We start from the raw sequence: 20,706 nt of genomic DNA, 5'->3' as shown, positions 1-20,706 counted from the left end.
GGGGAAGCGCGGCCCAGAGTAGCGGTAGGAATTGCGGTCAGGTTGTCTCTGCGCGCTTGCAGATCAAACCTCCCTCCGGCTCAAAAACGCCAGCCGCTCGAACAGGTGCACGTCCTGCTCGTTCTTGAGCAGCGCGCCGTGCAGCGGCGGGATCAGCTTGCGCGGGTCGCGTTCGCGCAGTTGCTCGACGCTCATGTCCTCGTTGAGCAGCAGCTTGAGCCAGTCGAGCAGCTCGGAGGTTGAGGGCTTCTTCTTCAGACCTGGCACCTCGCGCACCTCGAAGAAGATGCGCAGCGCTTCCTCGACCAGGCGCTTCTTGATGCCGGGGAAATGGACGTCGACGATGCGGCCCATCGTGTCGGCGTCGGGAAACTTGATGTAGTGGAAGAAGCAGCGGCGCAGGAAGGCGTCCGGCAGCTCCTTCTCGTTGTTGGAGGTGATCATCATGATCGGGCGCTGCTTCGCCTTGATCGTCTCGCCGGTCTCGTAGACATGGAATTCCATGCGGTCGAGCTCGAGCAGCAGGTCGTTCGGGAATTCGATGTCGGCCTTGTCGATCTCGTCGATCAGGAGCACCGGGCGCTGCTCGGCGGTGAAGGCGTCCCACAGCTTGCCGCGCTTGATGTAGTTCTTGATGTCGGAGACACGGGCATCGCCGAGCTGGCTGTCGCGCAGGCGCGACACCGCATCGTATTCATAGAGGCCCTGCTGCGCCTTGGTGGTGGACTTGATGTGCCAGGTCAAAAGCGGCGCGTTCAGCGCCTTCGCCACTTCCTCCGCCAGCACGGTCTTGCCGGTGCCGGGCTCGCCCTTGATGAGCAGCGGCCGCTCCAGCACGATTGAGGCATTGACGGCGACCTTGAGATCGTCGGTCGCAACATAGTCCTTGGTGCCGGTAAATTTCATCGCGCGTCCTTGTTGGTCGTCGGCCGGGCATCGCCCTGGTCCAACAAACGGAACGGCCGCTCATGGCGGCCGTTCCTGGTTCGGTCAGGCTTTCAGACCCGTTTTATCAGCGAAAGGATGACGAGCACAATCACCGCGCCGATGGTGGCGTCCACGATCGCGCCGATCGTGCCGGTGGCCAGCGCAATATGCAGTTGCGGCAGCACCCAGCTCGCCACCAGCGCGCCGATGATGCCGACCACCATGTTGCCGATCAGCCCAAATCCCGCCCCATGGACAATCTTGCCGGCAAGCCAGCCGGCGATCGCGCCAATGATGAGCGCCGCGAGAATTCCCATTGCAAACGTCCCCAAAACAACCCCGTGAGACGGTCAATTCTAGAGCAAAAAGCCGACCGGTCCAGCGTCCCGCGCCGGGCTGCGCCCCTTGACGTTCGCCCCCCGACGGGCAATCTGTCACCCATGTTCCTGCAATTCTTCACTTCTCTGCGCGATGCGCAGGTCCCCGTGACGCTGCGCGAATACCTCACGCTGATGGAGGCGCTCGACGCTGATCTGTCGGACTACTCGGTCGAGAATTTCTACTATCTGTCGCGCACCTCGCTGGTGAAGGACGAGCGTAACCTCGACAAGTTCGACCGCGTCTTCGGCACGGTGTTCAAGGGGCTGGAAAGCCTGCTCGACGCCATGGAGAAGGCGGAGATCCCCGAGGAGTGGCTGAAGAAGCTCGCCGAGAAATACCTCAGCGAGGAGGAGAAAAAGCAGATCGAGGCCATGGGCTGGGACAAGCTCATGGAGACGCTGAAGAAGCGCCTCGAGGAGCAGAAGGGCCGGCACCAGGGCGGCTCGAAGTGGATTGGCACTACCGGCACCTCGCCGTTCGGCGCCCACGGCTACAATCCCGAAGGCGTCCGCATCGGCCAGGAGAAGAACCGCAACAACCGTGCCGTGAAGGTGTGGGACAAGCGCGAGTTCAAGGATCTCGACGGCAATGTCGAGCTCGGCATCCGCAACATCAAGGTGGCGCTGCGGCGCCTGCGCAAGTTCGCGCGCACCGGCGCGCCTGACGAACTCGATCTCGACACCACCATCCGCGAGACTGCCAATCACGGCTATCTCGACGTCCACATGCGGCCCGAGCGGCGCAATGCGGTGAAGCTGCTGGTGTTCTTCGACATCGGCGGCTCGATGGATTCGCATATCGAGCAGGTCGAGGAGCTGTTCTCGGCGGCGAAGAGCGAGTTCAAGCACATGGAGTATTTCTACTTCCACAATTGCCTCTATGAGGGCGTGTGGAAGCAGAACAAGCGCCGCTTCACCGACCGCACGCCGACCTGGGACGTGCTGCACAAATACCCGCACGACTACAAGGTCGTGTTCGTCGGCGACGCATCGATGTCGCCTTACGAGATCATGGTGCCGGGCGGCTCGGTCGAGCATGTCAACGAGGAGCCGGGCTCGGTCTGGCTCGACCGCATCATCCGCACCTATCCGCATACGGTGTGGCTCAATCCGGTGCAGCAGAAGCACTGGGACTATTCGGAATCGACCACCATCATCAAACGCATCTTTGCCAACCGCATGTACCCGATCACGATCGAGGGTCTTGAGGGTGCGATGAAGGAATTGACGCACTAGCTGCACGCGCCGTCAGTCCGGACGGCCGCGCAGAGGCCGACAAGAGGGAGAACCACATGCCCCAGACCATCACCCGCGGCATCAAGGCGCTGATCGACGAGGCCAATGCCGAGATCGAGACGCTCAACGCCAAGGAGGCCATCGAGATCTCCAAGAACGGTGACGTCGTCATCGTCGACATCCGCGACCCCCGTGAGATCGAGCGCGACGGTCGCATCCCCGGCGCGTTCGCCTGCACCCGCGGCATGCTCGAATTCTGGATCGATCCGCAGAGCCCCTATGCGAAGCCGATCTTCCAGCAGGACAAGAAATTCGTCTTCCATTGCGCCGGCGGCATGCGCTCCGCGCTCGCGGCGAAGACCGCCAAGGACATGGGCCTGAAGCCCGTCGCCCACATCGCCGGCGGCTATGCCGCCTGGCGCGATGCCGGCGGTCCGGTGGAGCAGTGGGAGCCGAAGAAGAAGGGGTGAGAAGTGCTGCGCTGTCGCGCCAATCTCCGCTGTCATTCCCCGCGAAAGCGGGGAATCCAGTACGCCGCAGCTTCTCGACTCAATCACAACCGCCTCTGGAATACTGGATCGCCCGGTCAAGCCGGGCGATGACAGCGGAGTTTGATGCGCATTGCTTCAACTTCGGAATGACAAGAAAGACCTCGCATGACCGCCACCGACCCCCTCGTCTCCACCGAATGGCTCGCCGCCCACATTGACGACGCCAACGTCAAGATCCTCGACGCCAGCTTCAAGCTGCCGGGCGTGCTGCCGCTGCCGAAGGACGACTATCTCGCCGCGCATCTGCCGGGCGCCGTGTTCTTCGACGTCGACGCGGTGTCGGATCATTCAAACCCGCTGCCGCACATGTATCCGAGCGCCGAGCAGTTCGGCCGTGACGCGGGCAATCTCGGCATCTCCAATGCCGACACCGTCGTGCTCTACGATGCCGGCGGCTGGGTCGCTGCTCCCCGCGCCTGGTGGATGTTCCTGGCCTTCGGCCACAGCAATGTGCGCATCCTCAATGGCGGGCTGAAGAAGTGGCGCGCCGAGGGGCGTCCGGTCGAGAGCGGCGAGGTGAGGCCGAAGCCCGCGACGTTTAGGGCGAGCTACGATTCAAAACGCGTACGCAGCATGCAGCAGCTGATCGCCAACGTCGAAAGCAGCAAGGAGCAGGTGATCGACGCACGCGCCGCCGACCGCTTCGAGGGCCGCGCGCCCGAGCCGCGCGCGGGCATCCGCTCCGGCCACATCCCGGGCGCGCGCAACGTGCCCTACAATCAGCTGTTCGATGCCGCGACCGGCACCATGAAGCCGCTCGACGATCTCCGCGCTGCCTTCGCGAACGCCGGCGTCAAGCTCGATGCGCCGATCGTGACGAGCTGCGGATCGGGCGTGTCCGCCGGCGTGTTGACGCTCGCACTCTATCGCCTCGGCATCACCGACACCGCGCTCTATGACGGCTCGTGGTCGGAATGGGGCCAGGCCGGCGGCCCGCCGGTCGCGACCGGGCCGGCGTAGCCTTACTGGCGCGTGCGCGTGGCCGTTGTCGCCAGCATCTGCTGCTGGCCGAACAGATCATAGCTCTGCCGCAACTGCTGGGGCGGAGGACGCTGCACCATGCGGTGCCGCTTCTTCGCCTTCGCCTGGCGCTTGGCCGCCTTGCTGTCCGGGGCGCTGCTGTCCGTCTTCGCGTCTCCCTTGGCCTTCGCCGGCGCATCCTTCAAGGCCGGCGCCGCCGGATCGTTCAGCGCGGCCACCTTGGCCGGGGCAATGTCGGGCGCCGGGGAGGCAAGGCCCTCACCGGGATCAGCCGGCGCCGGTTCGCTGGCGGTCACGGCAGGCGTGGCCTCGGGGATCGATGCCGTGGTGTCGGCCCGGGTGAGTGTGTCGGCAGGAGCCGGCGCGATGGCTTCCGTCGTGGCCTCGGCCTGCACCGGCTCGGCGACCGGAGGCGCGGCCTCAGGGACCTGCGGCGGCACGTCGGGCTCGGTCGTCAGGGCGGCCACCTGTTCGGGCTCGTTCGCCGGCAAGCCGATGGTCGGCACCCGGTCGCGCAGCGATGGCGTGGGCTCGGCGGCCGCCTCAGGCTCGGCGCGGAGCGCCGCGAGCACCGGCTGGGCCGGCTCGGAAACCTGCGCAAACACCTTCTCCTGTGGGCCGTTCCGCCAGGAGGGGTTGCTGACATACTGCTCGTGGGTGGCCCGCAGCAGCGCGGCGACACCTAGGCCGAACACCAGGATGGAGGTTGACAGCAGGATCGCGGCAAACAGGAAGCGAAAGCCGGGAAGCATCGGACGGGTTACGAATTTCCGCCCCGGCGGGTGGCGGCCGGGACCCAAGAGCCATCTGAACGCGGTGACGGTACTGATTGCCGTTCGCCAGGGACAGAAGCTCAGAGCGGAGGCGAATCAGGCTGATTCGAACATATCGCAACGCCTCCGCGCCGTTCCCTTAAATTCGGGGCCGGAGACTCCGGCAATCTGCGGCCCGATGCGATTTCCGCCCCCTGATGCAACGAGGCAACTGTGTGTGCCTGCATCACAAATCGCTAACTCAGGCACAAATCAGCCTGTAATGTCTTGAATGTGCCGCTATCTTCGGTCATCTGGCCGTTAACGGTCCGGATGGGCTCGGGGACTATACAAGAGCGATGATGATCAAACATTTTCTGACGATATGCGCTGCCGCAACAGTCGCTGCGGCGGGAACCTCGCTCGCACAGGCTCAGAGCTATCCGGTCCAGCAGGCGCCGAGCTATGGCGCTCCGGCCGAATATCGCCCCGGCGACCGCACGCCGAATTTCGACTCGCTGGACGATGAAGACGACGCGATGCCGCAGGCGTCGCTGCCGCCGCCTGGTCCGGCCGACGATCCGCGATACGGCCGCCCGGCTGGCCCTCCGCCGGTCTATTCCGCCGCCCCGCCGCAGGGGCCGGTGATGTCGCCCGATGATCCGCGCTATGGCCGTCCGGCTGGCGCTCCGCCGGTCTATTCGGCGGCGCCGCCGCAGGGCCCCGTGATGTCGCCCGACGATCCCCGCTATGGCCGCCCCGCCGGCCCGCCCGCGGTGATCTATGCCGATCGCCCGGGTCAGGCACCCGGCAGGGACGGCCTGCGTCCGCCGGAGGCCGTCGGTGGTCCCGCCGCGACCGGAACGGTTCAGTCCGGCCAGCCGCCCGTGGGCAACGATGGCCGGCCGATGGCGATCGCTTCGCTGCCGCCCGAGGAGCAGCCCGACGCTGCTCCCGCGCAGTTGTCGCCGAACCTGCGCCGCCAGGAAGTCTCGCTGGCGACCAAGGAGCCGGCTGGAACGCTCATCGTCGATACCCCGAACACCTACCTCTATTACGTGCTCGGAGGCGGCCGTGCGATCCGCTACGGCGTCCGCGTCGGCCGCGACGGCTTCACCTGGACCGGCGTGCAGAAGATCACCCGCAAGGCCGAGTGGCCGGATTGGCATCCGCCAACCGAGATGATCGAGCGTCAGCCCTATCTGCCGCGCTTCATGGCCGGCGGCCCCGGCAATCCGCTCGGCGCACGCGCGATGTATCTCGGCTCGACCGTCTACCGCATCCACGGCACCAACCAGCCTTCGACCATCGGCAAGTTCGTGTCGTCGGGCTGCATCGGCATGCTGAACGAGGACGTCTCCGACCTGTTCGACCGCGTCAAAGTCGGCACCCGCGTGGTGGTGATGCCGGGTGGCCCGCCGCCAGGAACGGCGACCGCCTCCGCTGCGCCGACGTCGGGCGCTGCCGGTCCGGCTCCGATGGCTGCCCAGGCTGGCCCCGTCCCAGGCACCCAGCCGACGGTGGTGCCGCCGCTGCCCGCGCCGGTCACCGTGCGCTAAGCGCTACGAGACAATTCAGATCAGTGAAGGGCGTGCCGTCGGCACGCCCTTTTCGTTTCAGGCCAGCTTGCGCGGCAGCTCGCGACCCCCGGTGAAGGCGTCGATCGCCTCGACCATCTGCCCGTAATGGATGCGCAAGCCGTCCTCGGTGGCGTAGCCGAGATGCGGCGTCAGCACGAGATTGTCGAGCTTGCGGAAGGGATGGTCGACCGGCAGCGGCTCGACCGAGAATACGTCGATGCCGGCGCCCGCGATCTTCCGCTGCTGCAAGGCCTCGAGCAGCGCCTGCTCGTCCACGATCGGACCGCGCGCGGTGTTGACGAGGAAGGCCGTCGGCTTCATCCGCGCGAGATCGGCAGCCCCGACCAGTCCGCGCGAACGATCGCTCAGCACCACATGGATGGTGATGATATCGGCCTTGGCGAACAGCTCCTCCTTGGTGGCGTAGCCGACGCCGGCCGCCGCGCATTTCTCCGGCGTGAGGTTCGGGCTCCAGGCGATCACGTTCATGCCGAATGCTTTCGCGATGCCCGCCATCTTGCTGCCGAGCTTGCCGAGCCCGACGACGCCGAGCGTCAGTCCCTCGATCTCGACACCGGCAAAGCTCTGCCAGGGCTCGCCGGCATGCATGCGCGCGTTCTCGCGGCCGATGCCGCGGGTCAGTTCGAGGATCAGGCCCATGGTCAGCGGCGCGGTCGGATCGCGGGAGTATTGCGTGCCGCCGATGGCAACGCCTTGCGCCTTCGCAGCCTCCATGTCGATCGAGGCGTTGCGCATGCCGGAGGTCAAAAGCAGCTTCAGCTTCGGCAGCGACGCGAACAGGCTCTTGGGGAACGCCGTGCGCTCGCGCATCGCGCAGATGATCTCGAAATCGGCCAGCGCGCTCGCCGCGGCCTGCTCCGAGGCAAAGGGATGGCTGAACACGGTGACGTCGACGCGATCGGACAGTTTTTGCCAGTCGGCGACGTCGAGGGCGAGGTTGAAATAGTCGTCGAGAATTGCACAGCGCAGCCGCGTCATCAGCTTTCATCCATGGCGAGAGGTGACGGCGCCAGGCGGGGAGCGCCATCGTCGGAACCTGGCCATGGTTGCGCGCAATCACGCCTGCGCGCAAGCAGCTGACGTGTTCAAAAATCCGATAGGAGATCCGATAGGGGGGAAGGGTTCAGAGGTCGCGTTGCTTGAGGCGGAACGGCGTATCAATGCCGTGCTTGGCGCGCCAGGCGGGACCGGGACCACGCATGTAGTGCAGCTCGGGGCGGTAAGGGTTGAAAGCGGTAGCGAAGAAACGCTTCCAGAAGCCCTTGATCTCCGTGACGAGTCCGGAAGCGCTACCGGCTCGTGCCGGAACGGCGATGGAATTGGTCTCGATCAGAGCCATGATGTGGCCTCGCTGTTCTCCCCGTCGCTTCTGCCGCGGGTGGCGTCTTTTTCGGCGCCATGACGAGCTTTGGCCCACTTTATTAAAAAATGGTTTCAATTGTCCGGATCGGCGGCCGGATGGTGTCCATCCCGTATTCAACCGTGGTGAACGGAGGGAAAACATTGCCCTTTGGGGGCGGGATCGTTACATCGGCGGCAAGCAAATTTCCTCAAATCGAAGGTTTCACGGGACCGATGGCGCGCCAGTTCATCTATTTCATGCAGGGCCTGACCAAGAGCTACCCGACCCGGAAGGTGCTCGATAACATTCATCTGTCGTTCTACCCGGACGCCAAGATCGGCGTGCTCGGCGTCAACGGCTCGGGCAAGTCGACGCTGCTCAAGATCATGGCTGGCCTCGACAAGGAGTATAACGGCGAGGCCTGGGTCGCCCAGGGCGCCCGCGTCGGCTATCTCGAGCAGGAACCGCATCTCGATCCGGCGCTCTCCGTGCGCGAGAACGTCATGCTGGGTGTCGCCAAGCAGAAGGCCATTCTCGATCGCTACAACGAGCTGGCGATGAACTATTCGGAAGAAACCGCCGACGAGATGACCAAGCTGCAGGACGAGATCGAGGCCCAGGGCCTCTGGGATCTCGACAGCAAGGTCGACCAGGCGATGGACGCGCTGCGCTGTCCGCCCGACGATGCCGATGTGACGAAACTCTCCGGCGGTGAGCGCCGCCGCGTCGCGCTGTGCAAACTGCTGCTCGATCAGCCGGAATTGTTGCTGCTCGACGAACCGACCAACCATCTCGACGCCGAGTCCGTGTCGTGGCTGGAAGGTCATCTGCGCAACTATCCCGGCGCGATCCTGATCGTCACCCACGACCGCTACTTCCTCGACAACGTCACGAGCTGGATTCTCGAGCTCGACCGCGGCAAGGGAATTCCCTACGAGGGCAACTACTCGTCCTGGCTGGTGCAGAAGCAGAAGCGGCTCGAGCAGGAAGGCCGTGAAGACGCTGCGCATCAGAAGACGATCGCCCGCGAGCAGGAATGGGTCGCGTCCTCGCCGAAGGCGCGTCAGGCCAAATCCAAGGCGCGCTACCAGCGCTACGAGGATCTGCTCAAGCAGGCGAGCGAGAAGCAGACCCAGACCGCGCAGATCATCATCCCAGTTGCCGAGCGGCTCGGCGCCAACGTCGTCGATTTCGAAACGCTCAGCAAAGGCTATGGCGATCGCCTGCTGATCGACGATCTTACCTTCAAGCTGCCGCCTGGCGGCATCGTCGGCGTGATCGGCGCCAACGGCGCGGGCAAGACCACGCTGTTCAGGATGATCACCAAGCAGGAAACGCCGGACAAGGGCACCATCACGGTCGGCGAGACCGTGCATCTCGGTTATGTCGACCAGTCGCGCGACGCGCTCGACGGCAACAAGAACGTGTGGGAGGAGATTTCCGGCGGCAACGAGCTGATCCTGCTCGGCAAGAAGGAAGTGAACTCGCGCGGCTATTGCTCGTCGTTCAACTTCAAGGGCGCCGACCAGCAGAAGAAGGTCGGCGCGCTCTCCGGCGGTGAGCGCAACCGCGTGCATCTCGCCAAGATGCTGAAGTCCGGCGCCAACGTGCTGCTGCTCGACGAACCGACCAACGATCTCGACGTCGATACGCTGCGCGCGCTCGAAGAGGCACTGGAAGATTTCGCCGGCTGCGCCGTCATCATCAGCCATGACCGATGGTTCCTCGACCGCATCGCAACCCACATCCTGGCCTTCGAAGGCGAGAGCCACGTCGAATGGTTCGAAGGCAACTTCCAGGACTACGAGAAGGACAAGATGCGCCGTCTCGGCCAGGACAGCATCATTCCGCACCGCGTGAAGTACAAGAAGCTGACGCGGTGATTTCGGCATGATGCGGCGGGCGCTCATAGCTGCGGTGATCGCTATCATCTGCGGCCTGTCGCCCGCCCGCGCCGCCGATGCCGCCTTCACGCAGTTCATCGCCTCGCTCTGGCCGGAGGCGCAGGCCGCCGGCGTGTCGCGCGCGACATTCGATGAGCAGACGCGCGGGCTCGAGCCTGATTACAAGCTGCCCGATTTGATCCTGCCCGGACGGCCCGCGACCGGCGCACCGTCGCAGGCCGAGTTCGTGCAGGTGCCGGCCGACTACGTCAAGGAAGCCTCGATCGCGCGGCTTGCGGGCGAGGGGCAGCGGCTGCTGCAAAAATATCGTCCGGCGCTGAGCGAGATCGAGAAGAAATCCGGCGTGCCGGCCACCATCATGCTCGCGATCTGGGGCCGCGAGACCGATTACGGCCGCTACACGCTGCCTTACGATCTCGTGCGCGTGCTGGCGACGCAGGCCTATGTCGGGCGACGCAAGGACACCTATCGGAACGAGTTCATCCTGTCGCTGAAGATCCTCGGCGAGGGCGTGGTGACGCGCAAGGACATGCGCTCGTCCTGGGCGGGTGCCACCGGGCTCACGCAATTCCTGCCGTCCGAATATTACAAGCACGGTGTCGACTTCGACGGCGACGGCCGCATCGACATCTGGCATTCGGTGCCGGATGCGCTGGCCTCGGCCGCGCAGCAGCTCGTCAACAAGGGCTGGCAGAGCGGCGTGCGCTGGGCTTACGAGGTGCAGGCGCCGGCCAAGGTCGATTGCACCAGCGGCGTGCCCGAGGTGACGAAGCCGATCGGCCAGTGGCTGCGCGAAGGTTTTGTGCCGGTGCGTGGCGAGAAGCTGAGCGCTGCCGAGCAGGCGCAGCCGGCCTCGCTGCTGCAGCCGGAAGGCATTTACGGCCCATCGTTCCTGACGACGAAGAACTACTTCGTCATCAAGGAGTACAATTTCTCCGACCTCTACGTGCTGTTCGTCGGCCATCTCGGCGACCGCATGACGAGCCCGCTGCCGTTCGCGACACAATGGGTGGCCTCCAAGCAGTTGCGCACCAAGGACGTCGAGACCATGCAGCGCGGGCTCACGCGCGTTGGGCTCTACAAGGACAAGATCGACGGCAAGGCCGGGATGCAGACGCGCGCGGCGCTCGGCGCCTACCAGAAGTCGGCAGGCCTCAAGGTCGATTGCTGGCCGAGCGAAGAGGTGCTGYGCTCGATCCAGGCGGCGCGGTAGCGGCCTTAACTCTTCGCCAAAGAAAAAGCCCGGCCGAGGTGCTCGGCCGGGCTTCGATCGCGGCGCGGATGCGCCATGCGATCGGATCTTGCGATCAGATCAGTAGCAAACGCGAACCGGGCGGACGACCCAGCCGTAACCGTCCCAATAGCGCTGGCGCTGCCAGTAGCAGGGCGCGGGCGGCGGGGGCTCGGCAATGTAGACCGGTCCGCCATAGGCGGGACGGCTCGACGCGATGGCGCCGCCGACGATGGCGCCACCGATCAGGCCGGCTGCGATGCCGGCGCCGACGCCGTCATGGGCCTTCGCGGACGGAGTGGCGGTCACCAGCGAACCGGCGATCGTCGCAACCGTGAGGGCGGCAACAAAAGTCTTCTTCATGCTCTTGGCTCTCCTGGGAGATGGACGTCCCTTGTTAGGAGCGCCCGGGTTTCAAAGGTTCACGCACACTCTGATGAAATCGACCGTGCAGCTAGGAAGCGCGCAATTGGTCAATCCACGGTAAACGCGCACGGAGCTGTGACGAGAAAAAGCGGTCTTTTTCAGGCCCGGAGATGAACGGCGCGTCCGTAGTGAACCGGTTCAGCGCGCCTCAGCCACAGACTCTGACGCGGCGGGTGCGCCAGGCGTAGCCATCCCAGAAGCGCTGCCTCTGCCAGACGCAGCCGTCACCGTAGTAGTCGTCCGCGACATAGCCGGGACCCGGCGCGTAGTAGCGGGGCGGGTAGTAGCCGGGGCCATAGGAGTAGCCCGGACCGGGTCCGTAATAATACGGAGAAGCCAGCGCGCCGCCGACAATGGCGCCACCGATGATCCCGGCGGCCACGCCGGCGGCGACACCACGCTGAGCGTGGGCCGGTGTCCCGGCCGTGAGGGCCAGGGTGGCGACGGCGGCGACCGTCAGTAAGAACTTCTTCATTGGCGTGACCTTTCGCACAAACAGGCGGGAACTCTTTGGGGGTAAAGTTCCATACTTCGTTTGAATGATCAATGAACGGCACCTTCGCCGAGGACGACCAATTAATGGATCGCAGGTCCGCGAGGGAGACGACGATGGGCAACGCGATGATGAATACTTTGATCGCTGCCGGGGTCATTTTCGCGATTGGCTATGGCTGGTTCGCCCATCTCCAGAACCGCGGCCGGCGCTCGCGCGCGGGTGCTGGTAGTGACGGAGGGAGTAGCGGCGACGGCTATTCAGCGGCCAGCGACGGCTTCTCGCTGGGGAGCTGGTTTTCCAGCGACAGCTCGGGGAGCTCGAGCGACAGCTGTTCCAGCAGCGATAGCGGTAGCAGTGGCGGGGATTGCGGAGGTGGCGGCGATGGTGGTGGAGGCGGTGGCGGTGACTAGGTCCGCCAAGATCTTGATCCAGTGCAACTCCCTATTTTAGAGCCGTTCTAGGCTGTTTCCGGGCTAGTTTGGAATAGCTTCAAATACCGGTTTTTCCCTTTGCATCCGGACGGCCCCTTAAATATCGATGATGACGCATCACCGAAGGGCCTGCCGCTTCCATGATCGTTTGTTCCTGTAACGTGCTGAGCGATGACGACATCCGCGCCGCGGTCGCCGAGTCCGACGACGCCGTACGTCATGCCAAGCAGGTCTATGGATGCCTCGGCTGTAGCGCCGAATGCGGCCGCTGCGCCCGTACCATCAAGACCATCATCGACGAAACTCTTGGCCCCTGCGCCAAGTCCTGCTGCTCGGGCTGCCCGCACAGCCACACCGTGGCCGCCAATGACGAGACGGCGGAACTCCCCCGGTTCGCCCTCGCGGCCTGCTGAAAACTTCCGCAATTTCGGCTGAGCTTTTCCCCGGCTGCGTCCCCGTGGCCGGTTGCTCTCGTCCTTAAACTGATTTAGAAGCGTTCTAAAGTCGGTTAGGGCCGATTTGGACGCAAGATTTGGAGTGCATCATGCAGGGCGACGCAAAAGTCATCGACTATCTCAACAAGGCGCTGCGCCACGAGCTGACTGCAATCAACCAATACTGGCTGCACTACCGCTTCCTCGACAATTGGGGCCTGCGGGACATGGCCAAGGTCTGGCGCAAGGAGTCCATCGAGGAGATGGAGCACGCCGACAAGCTCACCGAGCGGATTCTGTTCTTCGACGGCTTCCCGAACATGCAGGTGCTCGACCCCCTGCGCATCGGCCAGAACGTCAAGGAGATCATCGAGTGCGATCTCGCCGCCGAGATGAGCGCGCGGGCGCTCTACCAGGAGGCCGCCGGCTATTGCAACGGCGCCAAGGACTACGTCACCCGTGACCTGTTCGAGAAGCTGATGAGCGACGAGGAACACCATATCGATTTCCTCGAAACCCAGCTCGACCTGATCGGCCGCATCGGCCTCGAACTCTACACGCAGAAGCACGTCGGCGGGCTCGAGGGCGAGGGCCACTAAGCTCCGGCACCGGCTCTCTCCTTCGTCATGGCCGGGCTTGTCCCGGCCATCCACGTTTGGCCGCGCGACGAAGACGTGGATGCCCGGGCCTTCGCCTCGCCGAAGCGACTTCGGCCGCGCAGGCGGGTCTAGCCCGGGCATGACGGTTCTTTCGAGCGGCGAACGCTCTCACCTACAACTGCGTCTTGTAGCGCTCTTCCACGATCTCCTGGCTCTCCGGCTCCCCCAGGCCCGTCTGGTCGTGAATGACCTGGCCGATGCTGGGCATCACCGAGCGCTGCACCTTCTCCGGTGACCACAGCTTCGAGCGCATCAGCGCCTTGCCGCAGTGGAAATAGACTTCGCTGACCGCGACGTTCAGGACCGCGCGCGGCGGCTTGCCGAATTCCACCATCGATGCGAGCAGGTCCGGATCGGCCGAGAGCGTGCCGCGTCCGCCGACACGCAGCGTCTCGTCGATGCCGGGGACGAAGAACAGCAGATGCACGAAGCCCGAGCCTTCGACGACGTTGCGAAAACTGTCGATCCGGTTGTTGCCGGCACGGTCAGGCATCAGCACCTGGTTGGGGCCGGCGACATGGACGAAGCCAACCCCTCCGCCGCGCGGCGATGCATCGACGCTGCCGTCGACGCCTGACGTAGCGAGCACGCAGAACGGCGACATCTCGATGAATTTCTTCGCATGCGCATCGATCGCGGGACGCGCCTTTGCGATCACGCGCGGGCTCGGCTTGGCATAGATGGTGGCGAGGTCTTCGGCGCAGAGATCGGTCACGAAGGTCTCCCTGATTGAGGGGCACAGGATAGCATTCTCCGGCTCGACCGCTATCCCCGAAATAGCAGGTGCGGCCCGGTGTAGCCACGGCATGACGCAGGTGGCGTAGACCAGAAATTTCGCTTATAACGGGTGTCGTACTTTGTTGCTTTTCAAGCGAGGAATTCGTCATGGCCCCAACGCAGGCAATGCGGGTCGCGGGCGATCGGCCACGCCGTCGCAAGCATGTCCCGGGACAATTGATCGTTCGGTTGAAGCCGGCCGCTGCCCGGCAGATCGCGGCAGCCTCGCTTCAGGCGACAACGTCACGCGCGCTGATGGCTGCGATGCCCGATGACGTCAGAGGTCCGATCGATTTCCTGCGCGACAATTTCGGGCTTCAGTCGATGAAGCCGCTGTTCGTGGTCGGCGACGATGAGGCGCCCGCGCAGCCCCAGGCGATGGCTTTGGCCGCGGTCCATCGCTCGATAGCACGCTCCGCAACGGCGCCGCCGCGGGAGGCTCTGGCCGGATTTCAGATCGTGCAGTTGAAGGACGGGAAGGTCGATGCAGGCATCCTGAAGCGCCTGCGCGCCTCCAGGGCGGTGGATCTGGTCGAACCCGTTCCCAACCGGTGGCTCAGTGCCGCCGCCGATCCCATGAAGATCCGGCAGTGGGGCCTTCGCGCCATCAGATGGTTCGATCGACCGCGGCCAGGTGCGGGGCGGGTTCATGTCGCTGTGCTCGATAGCGGCGTCGACGCCGGACATCCCGATCTCGTGGACGCGATCGAGGACTACAGGCACGACGGCAACGGACCGCGTGATTTTCTCGGTCATGGCACCCATGTCAGCGGCACGATCGCGGCCGTGGTCAATAACTCGGTCGGTATCGCAGGCCTGGCCAATTGCCGGTTGCACTGCTGGAAGGTGTTCGACGATCCCAAGCGCGCATGCGACGACGAGAATTTCAACTTCGATTTCTACAGCAAGGCGCTTGCGGCCGCGCTCGATTCCAACATCAAGGTCATCAACCTCAGCATTGGCGGCGAGGACCATTCAAAGACGGAAGCGACGGCCTTCGCCGAACTGATCGAGGCCGGTGTCATCATCTCCACCGCGATGGGGAACGAGTTCGAGGACGGCAATCCGAAGGAATACCCGGCGGGCTACCCGGACACGATCGGAGTCGGCGCCGTCGACGAGTCCCATCGGCGCGCCTCGTTCTCCAATTCGGGGAAGCATATCAAGCTGGTGGCGCCGGGCGTCAACATCCTGTCGACGGTGCCCCGGGTGAAGGCAAGCTTCGCCGACCATACCAGCTACGATTCCTGGCCCGGGACATCGATGGCAACACCGCATGTGACGGGCGCCGCCGCGCTCGTCTACATCAACAAGCCGAAATCCAGGGCGTCCGGGCTTGCGGTCGCCAGGCGCCTGATCGCGACAGCGATCAAATTGCCGGCGATGCGAGGCAAGGATTTTACGCCGGAATACGGCGCCGGCCTGCTGGATGTTGCCGCTGCACTCGGCCGCGCGAAAGCGGCCAAGAAATCGGGCAGGAAAACTGCCAAGAAAACTGCAAAGGCGAAGCCGGCGCGAAAGAGGCAAAAATAGATTCTGCGACCTTGAATGGGTGCGGCGAACGGCTAGCTTCTGAGCATGTCCGTGCAATTCAAATTCCACGACCATGTCGATCAGCGCCGGCGGCGCAAGATCATCAAGACCCTAGGCGATGCCGGCTACGCCGCCGAGAGCCTGTTTCCGGGACAGAAGCGGCAAAACCTGGCCGCGATCTTCACCGTCGCCGAGGCCGACGCCAAATCCGTTCGTGCCGCGCTCGACGATTTCGGCGATGACATCGAATATGTCGAGGCCTCGCCCAGGCGAGACCTCAAGGCCTGAGCGGCCTACACCGCATCGGCCGGCACGAAGCAACTGATGATGATCGCGCCGCGATGGTGGACGTACCACACCACGGCCTGGCCGACCGGATTGCCGCGATCGCGGATGATGGCGCGCTCGGGCACCTCCATCCACTGTCCCTCGATCGGTACCCAATAGGTGCCGCCTCGCACATCGTAGTCGGTGCGATGGCCGTCGGAGATGTCGCAGCAGGGCACGCCGTTCGGCGCGATCACGCTCTTGAACCAGGCGCGGATGTCGGGCGGCACGTGGTCGTATTGGCCGTTGTCGAACGCGAACGCGGCGCTCGTCTGCGCCATCGTCGCGGCCAACCAAACGCACAGCGCGAGCCTGTGCATGCGAACTCCTCCCTGCGTCGCGCGCCGACTGCGCGCGATCGCGTCGCGTTCGATTCGTATCGTTGATGCGATTAAGCCCGAGCTGTCAGCGCAATGCATGCTCAAATAATATGCGGCGCGAGAGGCGCCGCATATGATGCGTTGCGGTATGGGCGGCCAGCCAGGCGCACAGTGCGAACCTGCACGTACGGTCCTTCCTATCGCGTCTCAAGCGATGCAAGCAGCGACTTAGGCGCGACATTGCGCCATGCCATCTCGAGTGCGCTCCGCAACGTGACCTGATCGATCTTCGCCAGCTTCACATTCGTGCTGCCGCTCCTGCCCCAGGCGCCGGGGACCGGACGAAACATCTCCGGTTCCGCGTCGATAAGCACGGCCTGCTGGTCGGGAGTGAGCTTCACCATGCCCCATTTTTCATCGGGATAGCCCAGCGTCGCGAACACGCGCTTGCCGACACGAAAGTCGGCATGGCCGTGATGTGCGCCCTCGATGACGCCGGGAAGCGCCAGCGCAGCCTTGCGAAAGCGAGCGTTCGACATGCGGTCTTGCTGCTCGGCTCACATCGTCCGCTGCGGCGCGGTTTGCAGCAATTGCCTGACCTGCTCGACGTAGAATTTCGCGTTGCCGGTGGTGCCGTGGCCGCGCGTCTCGGTGCTCGCGGGGATCAGATACAGCTTGCCGTTCTTGACCCGCTTCATTGCCGCGTCCGTGATCCCGGTCTCCGGTGGGTTGCGCTCGTCGTCGGCGGAGTTGATCAGCAGCAGCGTCGCCTCGATCTGCTCGAGCTTGTCGCCGGCATTGTAGTCTTGCGAGGAGCCCCACTGGTAGAGGAAGTCGTTGGCATCCGCCGTGATCAGTGTCGCCAGCCGTTCGTCGACGATCTTGTCGGCCTTGGCCGCGGTCGGCGCCTGCTGCTGATAGGCCAGAGTGCCGCCGATGCTGGCGATGCCGTAGGCGGTGATGGCGTATTTCATCATGCGCGGCTGGCTGGTGTAGTTGCCGCCGTTGTAGTCGGGATCGTTGCTGATGGTGTCGAGCATAATCCGCCGCATCATCCAGTTGCGTGAGGCCATCTCGGTCGGCTGCGAGGCCATCGGCACCAGCGCGTCCATCTCCTGCGGATATTTCTCGCCCCACAGCCAGGTCTGCATGCCGCCCATCGAATTGCCGATCACGAGCCGCAGATGTTTGACGCCGAGGCCTTCCTTCACGAGGCGATGCTGCGCCTCGACCATGTCGTCGTAATTGTATTTCGGGAAGCTCGTCTTCATGCCGTCGGACGGTTTTGACGATTTGCCGTGGCCGATCGCGTCGGGGATGATGATGTAATATTTGGACGCATCGAGCGGCTGTCCCGCACCGAACAGCTCGCCGGCGAAGGCGGGCGACAGCATGCTCGCGCCCGAGCCGCCGGTGCCGTGCAGCACCAGCACGGGCTGGCCAGAGGGCTCGCCGACAGTGGTGTAGTGCAGCTTCAATTCCGGCATGGTCTCGCCGGTGTGCAACTTGAAGTCCTTGGCGATCCAGTCGCCTTGCTTCGGCGCTGGATAATCGGCGGCCATAACCGGCGTTGCGATGGACAGCAGGATGGCCGCTAGCGCCGCGCAAGACGTTTTCATGTTTCTCTCCCCATGCGGCTCATGGTCGGCCGCGTTGGACGCGATCTTATCAGCTGGTCACGGAGGATCGAGACCGGACCCATCATCGCCCCCCGAAAAACATTCCCCGATGGTGCGGCGCGCAAGGGGAATAATTGCGGATCAGATATGGCTGGTCCTGCCTATGACACGGCTGCGCCCGGGATGTAGGATTTCGGCCTCGCCAATCGTCCTCAGGGGAACACCGCTACGGGAGAGCCTGCATGTGCCGCAACATCAAGACSCTGTTCAACTTCGAGCCGCCCGCGACGGAGGACGAGATCCACGCCAGCGCGCTCCAGTTCGTGCGCAAGCTTTCCGGTTTCAACAAGCCGTCTCAGGCCAATGAAGAGGCCTTCGAGCTTGCGGTYGCGGAAGTGTCGGCGACTGCGCGAAAGCTCCTGACCTCACTGCATACCCATGCGCCGGCGCGCGACCGTGAGATCGAGGCGGAGAAGGCCAAGGAGCGTTCGCGGCTGCGGTTCGGTTAGGCGGTCCTGCGTCCATTCCGTGATCTGGCTCACGGTGAGAGCGGCCTCAAATTGCGATGACGTCCGCCGGGGTTTTGACAGCCCGGAGCACGACCATGAGCCGCCCCCTTATTCCTCTCAGAGCAGGTGCCGTCACCTTCACCGTGCTGTGGACCGCATGGATGATGTGGTGGAGCGGCTCCTACAGCAGCGTCAACCTTGTCATCCTGACGCTGCTCGGCACGCTGGTCGGCTATCTCTGGTACCGCGCCATGCGCTGGCAGTTCGAGCGCATGGGCATGCTGCCGCGCAAGGATGAGTCCTCCGGGGCGTCGAAGCAACTTCCGCCCGGCTAGTCCTTGTGGCCGTGCTTCTTCTTTTTCTTCTTCTTCCGGTGATCGTCGCCTTCGCCTTCGCCTTCGCCGTCGTCGGCCTCGTCATCGACGATCGCCTCTTCAACCTCGTGCACGGCGGCTTCCAGCGCCTCGCGTTCGGCAGCTTCACGCTCGCGCTGACGGCGGCGCTCGTCCCAGGCGTCGAAGAGTTGATCGAGCCACGGCAGCACCTGCTCGATCGACGGCAGCTGGCCGGGCGGTCCGGGCTCGCCGCGAGGGCCTTGCGGCCCCTGCGGCCCGGCCGCGCCCCGAGCACCGGCTTCGCCGGGCTTGCCCGGCAGGCCGGCCTTGCCTTGCGCTCCGGCCTTTCCGGCCGCCCCGGGCTTGCCTTGCGGTCCCGGCTTGCCGCGCTGGCCGTCTGGGCCGCGCCGGCCGGGATGCCCCTGCGGCCCTGGCCGTCCGGGTTCGCCCTGCCGTCCGCGCGGACCTTGCGGTCCCTGCCGTTTCTGTTCGTCTGCCACGCCGCTGCTCCCTTGACCGGAAGCAAGCTACTTAGCGGCGTTTGACGACAGCAGCAATTCCGCCGACGCCTTGCGCCGGGCTTGATCAACACCAATCGTGCCCGCGTGCTAGTCGTGATACGCGGGCACGTCGATGCCGGACGCTGCATAGATCCTGATCTTGTTGCGCAACGTGCGCACCGACAGGCCGAGCACGCGCGATGCGCGCGTGCGGTTGCCGTCGCAGCGTGCGAGCGTCTGGAGCACGAGCTCGCGCTCGACCTCGTCGACGGTCGCGCCGATCAGCAGCGGAACGATTTGGTTAGGGGCAAGAAATTGCGCGCCCGGATCGGACGCAGCGACATGAACAGTGGTCATCAACACACCTCCCGATCAACGCCCGCTTCCATCTTTGGAAGCGATCGAGAACCAACGGCCCCCTAGCCGTAGATCTACGGTGGGCGGGTTTGGTTAACGAGTGGTTAATCGCGGACGATCGCACCAATTGACCTTGGGATTGCCGCGAAGGTGCCGCGATTGGCACGGGATGCATAGCGATGCGGGCCGATTTTGCGCGCCCGCTCACACCGTCCGGTACCCGCCGTCCACCATCACGATCGTCCCCGTGACATAGGCCGACAGATCCGACGCCAGGAAGATCGCGGGGCCCACGATGTCCTCGGGCTTGCCGGTGCGCGCCAGCGGGGTGTGATCGACGAAGGCCTGCACCAGCGCCGGATTGGTCGCGCGCACGTTGGCGTTGATGTTGGTCTCGATGAAGCCCGGCCCGATCGCATTGACGCGCACGCCTTCCTTGCCGAGCTCGGCCGCGAGCGCCTTGGTGAAGCCGAGCACGCCGTGCTTCGAGGTCGTATACGCCGCCGAGCTCGGCGTGCGCAGATGCACGAAGGACTGGATCGAGCCGATATTGACGATGCGGCCCCTGGCGGCCCGCAGCGGCGCGAGGAACGCCTGCGTCACGTTGAAGACGCCGTTGAGGTTGAGCGAGATGATGTCGTTCCAGTCCTTCGCCACCGTCTCCGTGTCCGCGGTGAAGGCGTTGCGTCGGGTGATGCCGGCATTGTTGACGAGGATCGAGACCTGCCCGACCTTGTCGGCGACCTGCCTGGCGAGCGCAAAACAGTCGTCACGCTTGGTGACATCGAGCGCAAAGCTCTCGGCCTTGCCGCCGGCCTTGCGGATCTCCTGCGCGGCCTCCGCGACCGTGTCGGCGTTGACGTCGAGCAGCACCACTCGCGCGCCCTCGCGGGCGTAGCCGGCCGCGATCGCCCGGCCGATGCCGGATCCGGCGCCCGTGACGACGGCGATATGGTTTGCGAGCAATGCCATGACAATTTCCCCCTGGATTCGTTTCGAAGTTTCATGAAAGGCTAACTCGAAATTAAGGGGTCGGAAACGGCCGCCTTGGCATACTGATCTTCATTGCTAAACGTTG

27 protein-coding genes are annotated in these 20,706 nt (G+C 64.4%); 13 read left to right on the top strand and 14 right to left on the bottom strand.

Going from position 1 to position 20,706, the window contains the following annotated elements:
- Nucleotides 1–63: 63 nt before the first annotated feature.
- Together AB4Z51_RS32920 and AB4Z51_RS32915 are read right to left on the bottom strand one after the other, a co-directional pair.
- Complete coding sequence (locus AB4Z51_RS32920) at nucleotides 64–906, bottom strand: AAA family ATPase (protein WP_085405171.1); 843 nt, start codon at nucleotides 904–906, stop codon at nucleotides 64–66.
- Nucleotides 907–998: 92 nt separating this feature from the next.
- Nucleotides 999–1,244: a GlsB/YeaQ/YmgE family stress response membrane protein gene (locus AB4Z51_RS32915; RefSeq protein ID WP_028152331.1), complete on the bottom strand. Its 246-nt coding sequence runs from the start codon at nucleotides 1,242–1,244 to the stop codon at nucleotides 999–1,001.
- Between the two features lie 123 nt (nucleotides 1,245–1,367).
- Here AB4Z51_RS32915 and AB4Z51_RS32910 point away from each other — a divergent pair, with 123 nt between their 5' ends.
- The 3 genes from AB4Z51_RS32910 to sseA all read left to right on the top strand — a co-directional run bounded on the left by AB4Z51_RS32910 (nucleotide 1,368) and on the right by sseA (nucleotide 4,054).
- Nucleotides 1,368–2,543: a vWA domain-containing protein gene (locus AB4Z51_RS32910; RefSeq protein ID WP_441498794.1), complete on the top strand. Its 1,176-nt coding sequence runs from the start codon at nucleotides 1,368–1,370 to the stop codon at nucleotides 2,541–2,543.
- 56 nt (nucleotides 2,544–2,599) lie between these two features.
- The gene (locus tag AB4Z51_RS32905; protein ID WP_085405170.1) at nucleotides 2,600–3,013 is read left to right on the top strand and encodes a rhodanese-like domain-containing protein; all 414 of its coding nucleotides are present in this window, start codon (nucleotides 2,600–2,602) and stop codon (nucleotides 3,011–3,013) included.
- Nucleotides 3,014–3,199: 186 nt separating this feature from the next.
- Nucleotides 3,200–4,054 (top strand): 3-mercaptopyruvate sulfurtransferase, encoded by an 855-nt coding sequence (gene sseA / locus AB4Z51_RS32900; protein ID WP_085405169.1) that lies wholly within the window; start codon nucleotides 3,200–3,202, stop codon nucleotides 4,052–4,054.
- 2 nt (nucleotides 4,055–4,056) lie between these two features.
- Here the strand turns inward: sseA and AB4Z51_RS32895 are convergent, their stop codons facing one another.
- Nucleotides 4,057–4,827, bottom strand: a complete 771-nt coding sequence (locus AB4Z51_RS32895) for a hypothetical protein (RefSeq protein WP_085405168.1) — start codon at nucleotides 4,825–4,827, stop codon at nucleotides 4,057–4,059.
- 362 nt (nucleotides 4,828–5,189) lie between these two features.
- Here AB4Z51_RS32895 and AB4Z51_RS32890 point away from each other — a divergent pair, with 362 nt between their 5' ends.
- A complete protein-coding gene (locus AB4Z51_RS32890; protein ID WP_071917197.1) occupies nucleotides 5,190–6,386 on the top strand; it encodes a L,D-transpeptidase family protein in 1,197 nt (398 codons plus the stop codon).
- Nucleotides 6,387–6,443: 57 nt separating this feature from the next.
- Here the strand turns inward: AB4Z51_RS32890 and AB4Z51_RS32885 are convergent, their stop codons facing one another.
- Entirely contained in the window at nucleotides 6,444–7,406 is a 963-nt protein-coding gene (locus tag AB4Z51_RS32885) for a D-2-hydroxyacid dehydrogenase family protein (RefSeq protein ID WP_085405167.1), read from the bottom strand.
- A 145-nt stretch (nucleotides 7,407–7,551) separates the two neighbouring features.
- Complete coding sequence (locus AB4Z51_RS32880; protein WP_085405166.1) at nucleotides 7,552–7,767, bottom strand: hypothetical protein; 216 nt, start codon at nucleotides 7,765–7,767, stop codon at nucleotides 7,552–7,554.
- Between the two features lie 236 nt (nucleotides 7,768–8,003).
- On the opposite strand from AB4Z51_RS32880, the gene ettA reads away from it, so the two are divergent.
- Both ettA and AB4Z51_RS32870 read left to right on the top strand, forming a co-directional pair.
- Nucleotides 8,004–9,653, top strand: a complete 1,650-nt coding sequence (ettA, locus tag AB4Z51_RS32875) for an energy-dependent translational throttle protein EttA (RefSeq protein WP_085405165.1) — start codon at nucleotides 8,004–8,006, stop codon at nucleotides 9,651–9,653.
- Nucleotides 9,654–9,660: 7 nt separating this feature from the next.
- Nucleotides 9,661–10,887, top strand: coding sequence for a lytic murein transglycosylase (locus tag AB4Z51_RS32870; protein WP_441498793.1), 1,227 nt, complete (start codon nucleotides 9,661–9,663; stop codon nucleotides 10,885–10,887).
- Between the two features lie 99 nt (nucleotides 10,888–10,986).
- Here AB4Z51_RS32870 and AB4Z51_RS32865 read toward each other — a convergent pair whose 3' ends face one another.
- On the bottom strand, nucleotides 10,987–11,268 hold the full coding sequence (locus tag AB4Z51_RS32865) for a hypothetical protein (protein ID WP_071910256.1): 282 nt from the start codon (nucleotides 11,266–11,268) through the stop codon (nucleotides 10,987–10,989).
- 211 nt (nucleotides 11,269–11,479) lie between these two features.
- Complete coding sequence (locus AB4Z51_RS32860) at nucleotides 11,480–11,806, bottom strand: hypothetical protein (protein ID WP_063981473.1); 327 nt, start codon at nucleotides 11,804–11,806, stop codon at nucleotides 11,480–11,482.
- A 134-nt stretch (nucleotides 11,807–11,940) separates the two neighbouring features.
- Here AB4Z51_RS32860 and AB4Z51_RS32855 point away from each other — a divergent pair, with 134 nt between their 5' ends.
- From AB4Z51_RS32855 to bfr, 3 genes are all read left to right on the top strand, one after another.
- Nucleotides 11,941–12,237 (top strand): hypothetical protein, encoded by a 297-nt coding sequence (locus AB4Z51_RS32855; RefSeq protein ID WP_085405318.1) that lies wholly within the window; start codon nucleotides 11,941–11,943, stop codon nucleotides 12,235–12,237.
- Nucleotides 12,238–12,398: 161 nt separating this feature from the next.
- Nucleotides 12,399–12,671, top strand: coding sequence for a (2Fe-2S)-binding protein (locus AB4Z51_RS32850; protein WP_063981474.1), 273 nt, complete (start codon nucleotides 12,399–12,401; stop codon nucleotides 12,669–12,671).
- A 131-nt stretch (nucleotides 12,672–12,802) separates the two neighbouring features.
- Nucleotides 12,803–13,291 carry a bacterioferritin gene (gene bfr, locus AB4Z51_RS32845; RefSeq protein WP_014492874.1) on the top strand — a complete coding sequence of 163 codons (489 nt, stop codon included), beginning with the start codon at nucleotides 12,803–12,805 and terminating at the stop codon, nucleotides 13,289–13,291.
- Nucleotides 13,292–13,463: 172 nt separating this feature from the next.
- Here the strand turns inward: bfr and AB4Z51_RS32840 are convergent, their stop codons facing one another.
- Nucleotides 13,464–14,066 carry a pyridoxamine 5'-phosphate oxidase family protein gene (locus AB4Z51_RS32840; protein WP_028156299.1) on the bottom strand — a complete coding sequence of 201 codons (603 nt, stop codon included), beginning with the start codon at nucleotides 14,064–14,066 and terminating at the stop codon, nucleotides 13,464–13,466.
- Between the two features lie 170 nt (nucleotides 14,067–14,236).
- Here AB4Z51_RS32840 and AB4Z51_RS32835 point away from each other — a divergent pair, with 170 nt between their 5' ends.
- Nucleotides 14,237–15,661, top strand: coding sequence for a S8 family peptidase (locus tag AB4Z51_RS32835; RefSeq protein ID WP_085405163.1), 1,425 nt, complete (start codon nucleotides 14,237–14,239; stop codon nucleotides 15,659–15,661).
- A 45-nt stretch (nucleotides 15,662–15,706) separates the two neighbouring features.
- Entirely contained in the window at nucleotides 15,707–15,949 is a 243-nt protein-coding gene (locus AB4Z51_RS32830; RefSeq protein ID WP_085405162.1) for a hypothetical protein, read from the top strand.
- A 5-nt stretch (nucleotides 15,950–15,954) separates the two neighbouring features.
- Here the strand turns inward: AB4Z51_RS32830 and AB4Z51_RS32825 are convergent, their stop codons facing one another.
- The 3 genes from AB4Z51_RS32825 to AB4Z51_RS32815 all read right to left on the bottom strand — a co-directional run bounded on the left by AB4Z51_RS32825 (nucleotide 15,955) and on the right by AB4Z51_RS32815 (nucleotide 17,927).
- The gene (locus AB4Z51_RS32825) at nucleotides 15,955–16,308 is read right to left on the bottom strand and encodes a hypothetical protein (protein WP_028152315.1); all 354 of its coding nucleotides are present in this window, start codon (nucleotides 16,306–16,308) and stop codon (nucleotides 15,955–15,957) included.
- Nucleotides 16,309–16,505: 197 nt separating this feature from the next.
- Nucleotides 16,506–16,847: an MmcQ/YjbR family DNA-binding protein gene (locus AB4Z51_RS32820; protein WP_085405161.1), complete on the bottom strand. Its 342-nt coding sequence runs from the start codon at nucleotides 16,845–16,847 to the stop codon at nucleotides 16,506–16,508.
- Nucleotides 16,848–16,865: 18 nt separating this feature from the next.
- Complete coding sequence (locus AB4Z51_RS32815; RefSeq protein ID WP_085405160.1) at nucleotides 16,866–17,927, bottom strand: alpha/beta fold hydrolase; 1,062 nt, start codon at nucleotides 17,925–17,927, stop codon at nucleotides 16,866–16,868.
- Between the two features lie 242 nt (nucleotides 17,928–18,169).
- On the opposite strand from AB4Z51_RS32815, the gene AB4Z51_RS32810 reads away from it, so the two are divergent.
- Together AB4Z51_RS32810 and AB4Z51_RS32805 are read left to right on the top strand one after the other, a co-directional pair.
- Entirely contained in the window at nucleotides 18,170–18,436 is a 267-nt protein-coding gene (locus AB4Z51_RS32810) for a DUF2277 domain-containing protein (protein ID WP_085405159.1), read from the top strand.
- A gap of 95 nt (nucleotides 18,437–18,531) precedes the next feature.
- A complete protein-coding gene (locus tag AB4Z51_RS32805; RefSeq protein WP_028152311.1) occupies nucleotides 18,532–18,771 on the top strand; it encodes a hypothetical protein in 240 nt (79 codons plus the stop codon).
- Here the strand turns inward: AB4Z51_RS32805 and AB4Z51_RS32800 are convergent.
- The 3 genes from AB4Z51_RS32800 to AB4Z51_RS32790 all read right to left on the bottom strand — a co-directional run bounded on the left by AB4Z51_RS32800 (nucleotide 18,768) and on the right by AB4Z51_RS32790 (nucleotide 20,600).
- Complete coding sequence (locus AB4Z51_RS32800; protein WP_085405158.1) at nucleotides 18,768–19,271, bottom strand: collagen-like triple helix repeat-containing protein; 504 nt, start codon at nucleotides 19,269–19,271, stop codon at nucleotides 18,768–18,770. The genes AB4Z51_RS32805 and AB4Z51_RS32800 overlap by 4 nt on opposite strands.
- Nucleotides 19,272–19,379: 108 nt before the next feature.
- Nucleotides 19,380–19,628, bottom strand: a complete 249-nt coding sequence (locus tag AB4Z51_RS32795) for a helix-turn-helix domain-containing protein (RefSeq protein ID WP_071910270.1) — start codon at nucleotides 19,626–19,628, stop codon at nucleotides 19,380–19,382.
- A gap of 204 nt (nucleotides 19,629–19,832) precedes the next feature.
- Nucleotides 19,833–20,600 carry an SDR family NAD(P)-dependent oxidoreductase gene (locus tag AB4Z51_RS32790; RefSeq protein WP_085405157.1) on the bottom strand — a complete coding sequence of 256 codons (768 nt, stop codon included), beginning with the start codon at nucleotides 20,598–20,600 and terminating at the stop codon, nucleotides 19,833–19,835.
- Between the last annotated feature and the right edge of the window lie 106 nt (nucleotides 20,601–20,706).

Origin of the sequence: Bradyrhizobium sp. 2TAF36 (assembly GCF_052114925.1) — a bacterium.
GTDB classification, from domain to species: domain Bacteria; phylum Pseudomonadota; class Alphaproteobacteria; order Rhizobiales; family Xanthobacteraceae; genus Bradyrhizobium; species Bradyrhizobium barranii.
This window is presented reverse-complemented; position numbering and strand designations above follow the sequence as displayed.

What these genes read in the sequence shown, in the direction of transcription:
- AB4Z51_RS32920 (WP_085405171.1), bottom strand. Translation starts at nt 906, where the DNA reads ATGAAATTTACCGGCACCAAGGACTATGTTGCGACCGACGATCTCAAG.
- AB4Z51_RS32915 (WP_028152331.1), bottom strand. Translation starts at nt 1,244, where the DNA reads ATGGGAATTCTCGCGGCGCTCATCATTGGCGCGATCGCCGGCTGGCTT.
- AB4Z51_RS32910 (WP_441498794.1), top strand. Translation starts at nt 1,368, where the DNA reads ATGTTCCTGCAATTCTTCACTTCTCTGCGCGATGCGCAGGTCCCCGTG.
- AB4Z51_RS32905 (WP_085405170.1), top strand. Translation starts at nt 2,600, where the DNA reads ATGCCCCAGACCATCACCCGCGGCATCAAGGCGCTGATCGACGAGGCC.
- sseA (WP_085405169.1), top strand. Translation starts at nt 3,200, where the DNA reads ATGACCGCCACCGACCCCCTCGTCTCCACCGAATGGCTCGCCGCCCAC.
- AB4Z51_RS32895 (WP_085405168.1), bottom strand. Translation starts at nt 4,827, where the DNA reads ATGCTTCCCGGCTTTCGCTTCCTGTTTGCCGCGATCCTGCTGTCAACC.
- AB4Z51_RS32890 (WP_071917197.1), top strand. Translation starts at nt 5,190, where the DNA reads ATGATCAAACATTTTCTGACGATATGCGCTGCCGCAACAGTCGCTGCG.
- AB4Z51_RS32885 (WP_085405167.1), bottom strand. Translation starts at nt 7,406, where the DNA reads ATGACGCGGCTGCGCTGTGCAATTCTCGACGACTATTTCAACCTCGCC.
- AB4Z51_RS32880 (WP_085405166.1), bottom strand. Translation starts at nt 7,767, where the DNA reads ATGGCTCTGATCGAGACCAATTCCATCGCCGTTCCGGCACGAGCCGGT.
- ettA (WP_085405165.1), top strand. Translation starts at nt 8,004, where the DNA reads ATGGCGCGCCAGTTCATCTATTTCATGCAGGGCCTGACCAAGAGCTAC.
- AB4Z51_RS32865 (WP_071910256.1), bottom strand. Translation starts at nt 11,268, where the DNA reads ATGAAGAAGACTTTTGTTGCCGCCCTCACGGTTGCGACGATCGCCGGT.
- AB4Z51_RS32860 (WP_063981473.1), bottom strand. Translation starts at nt 11,806, where the DNA reads ATGAAGAAGTTCTTACTGACGGTCGCCGCCGTCGCCACCCTGGCCCTC.
- AB4Z51_RS32855 (WP_085405318.1), top strand. Translation starts at nt 11,941, where the DNA reads ATGGGCAACGCGATGATGAATACTTTGATCGCTGCCGGGGTCATTTTC.
- AB4Z51_RS32850 (WP_063981474.1), top strand. Translation starts at nt 12,399, where the DNA reads ATGATCGTTTGTTCCTGTAACGTGCTGAGCGATGACGACATCCGCGCC.
- bfr (WP_014492874.1), top strand. Translation starts at nt 12,803, where the DNA reads ATGCAGGGCGACGCAAAAGTCATCGACTATCTCAACAAGGCGCTGCGC.
- AB4Z51_RS32835 (WP_085405163.1), top strand. Translation starts at nt 14,237, where the DNA reads ATGGCCCCAACGCAGGCAATGCGGGTCGCGGGCGATCGGCCACGCCGT.
- AB4Z51_RS32830 (WP_085405162.1), top strand. Translation starts at nt 15,707, where the DNA reads ATGTCCGTGCAATTCAAATTCCACGACCATGTCGATCAGCGCCGGCGG.
- AB4Z51_RS32825 (WP_028152315.1), bottom strand. Translation starts at nt 16,308, where the DNA reads ATGCACAGGCTCGCGCTGTGCGTTTGGTTGGCCGCGACGATGGCGCAG.
- AB4Z51_RS32820 (WP_085405161.1), bottom strand. Translation starts at nt 16,847, where the DNA reads ATGTCGAACGCTCGCTTTCGCAAGGCTGCGCTGGCGCTTCCCGGCGTC.
- AB4Z51_RS32815 (WP_085405160.1), bottom strand. Translation starts at nt 17,927, where the DNA reads ATGAAAACGTCTTGCGCGGCGCTAGCGGCCATCCTGCTGTCCATCGCA.
- AB4Z51_RS32805 (WP_028152311.1), top strand. Translation starts at nt 18,532, where the DNA reads ATGAGCCGCCCCCTTATTCCTCTCAGAGCAGGTGCCGTCACCTTCACC.
- AB4Z51_RS32795 (WP_071910270.1), bottom strand. Translation starts at nt 19,628, where the DNA reads ATGACCACTGTTCATGTCGCTGCGTCCGATCCGGGCGCGCAATTTCTT.
- AB4Z51_RS32790 (WP_085405157.1), bottom strand. Translation starts at nt 20,600, where the DNA reads ATGGCATTGCTCGCAAACCATATCGCCGTCGTCACGGGCGCCGGATCC.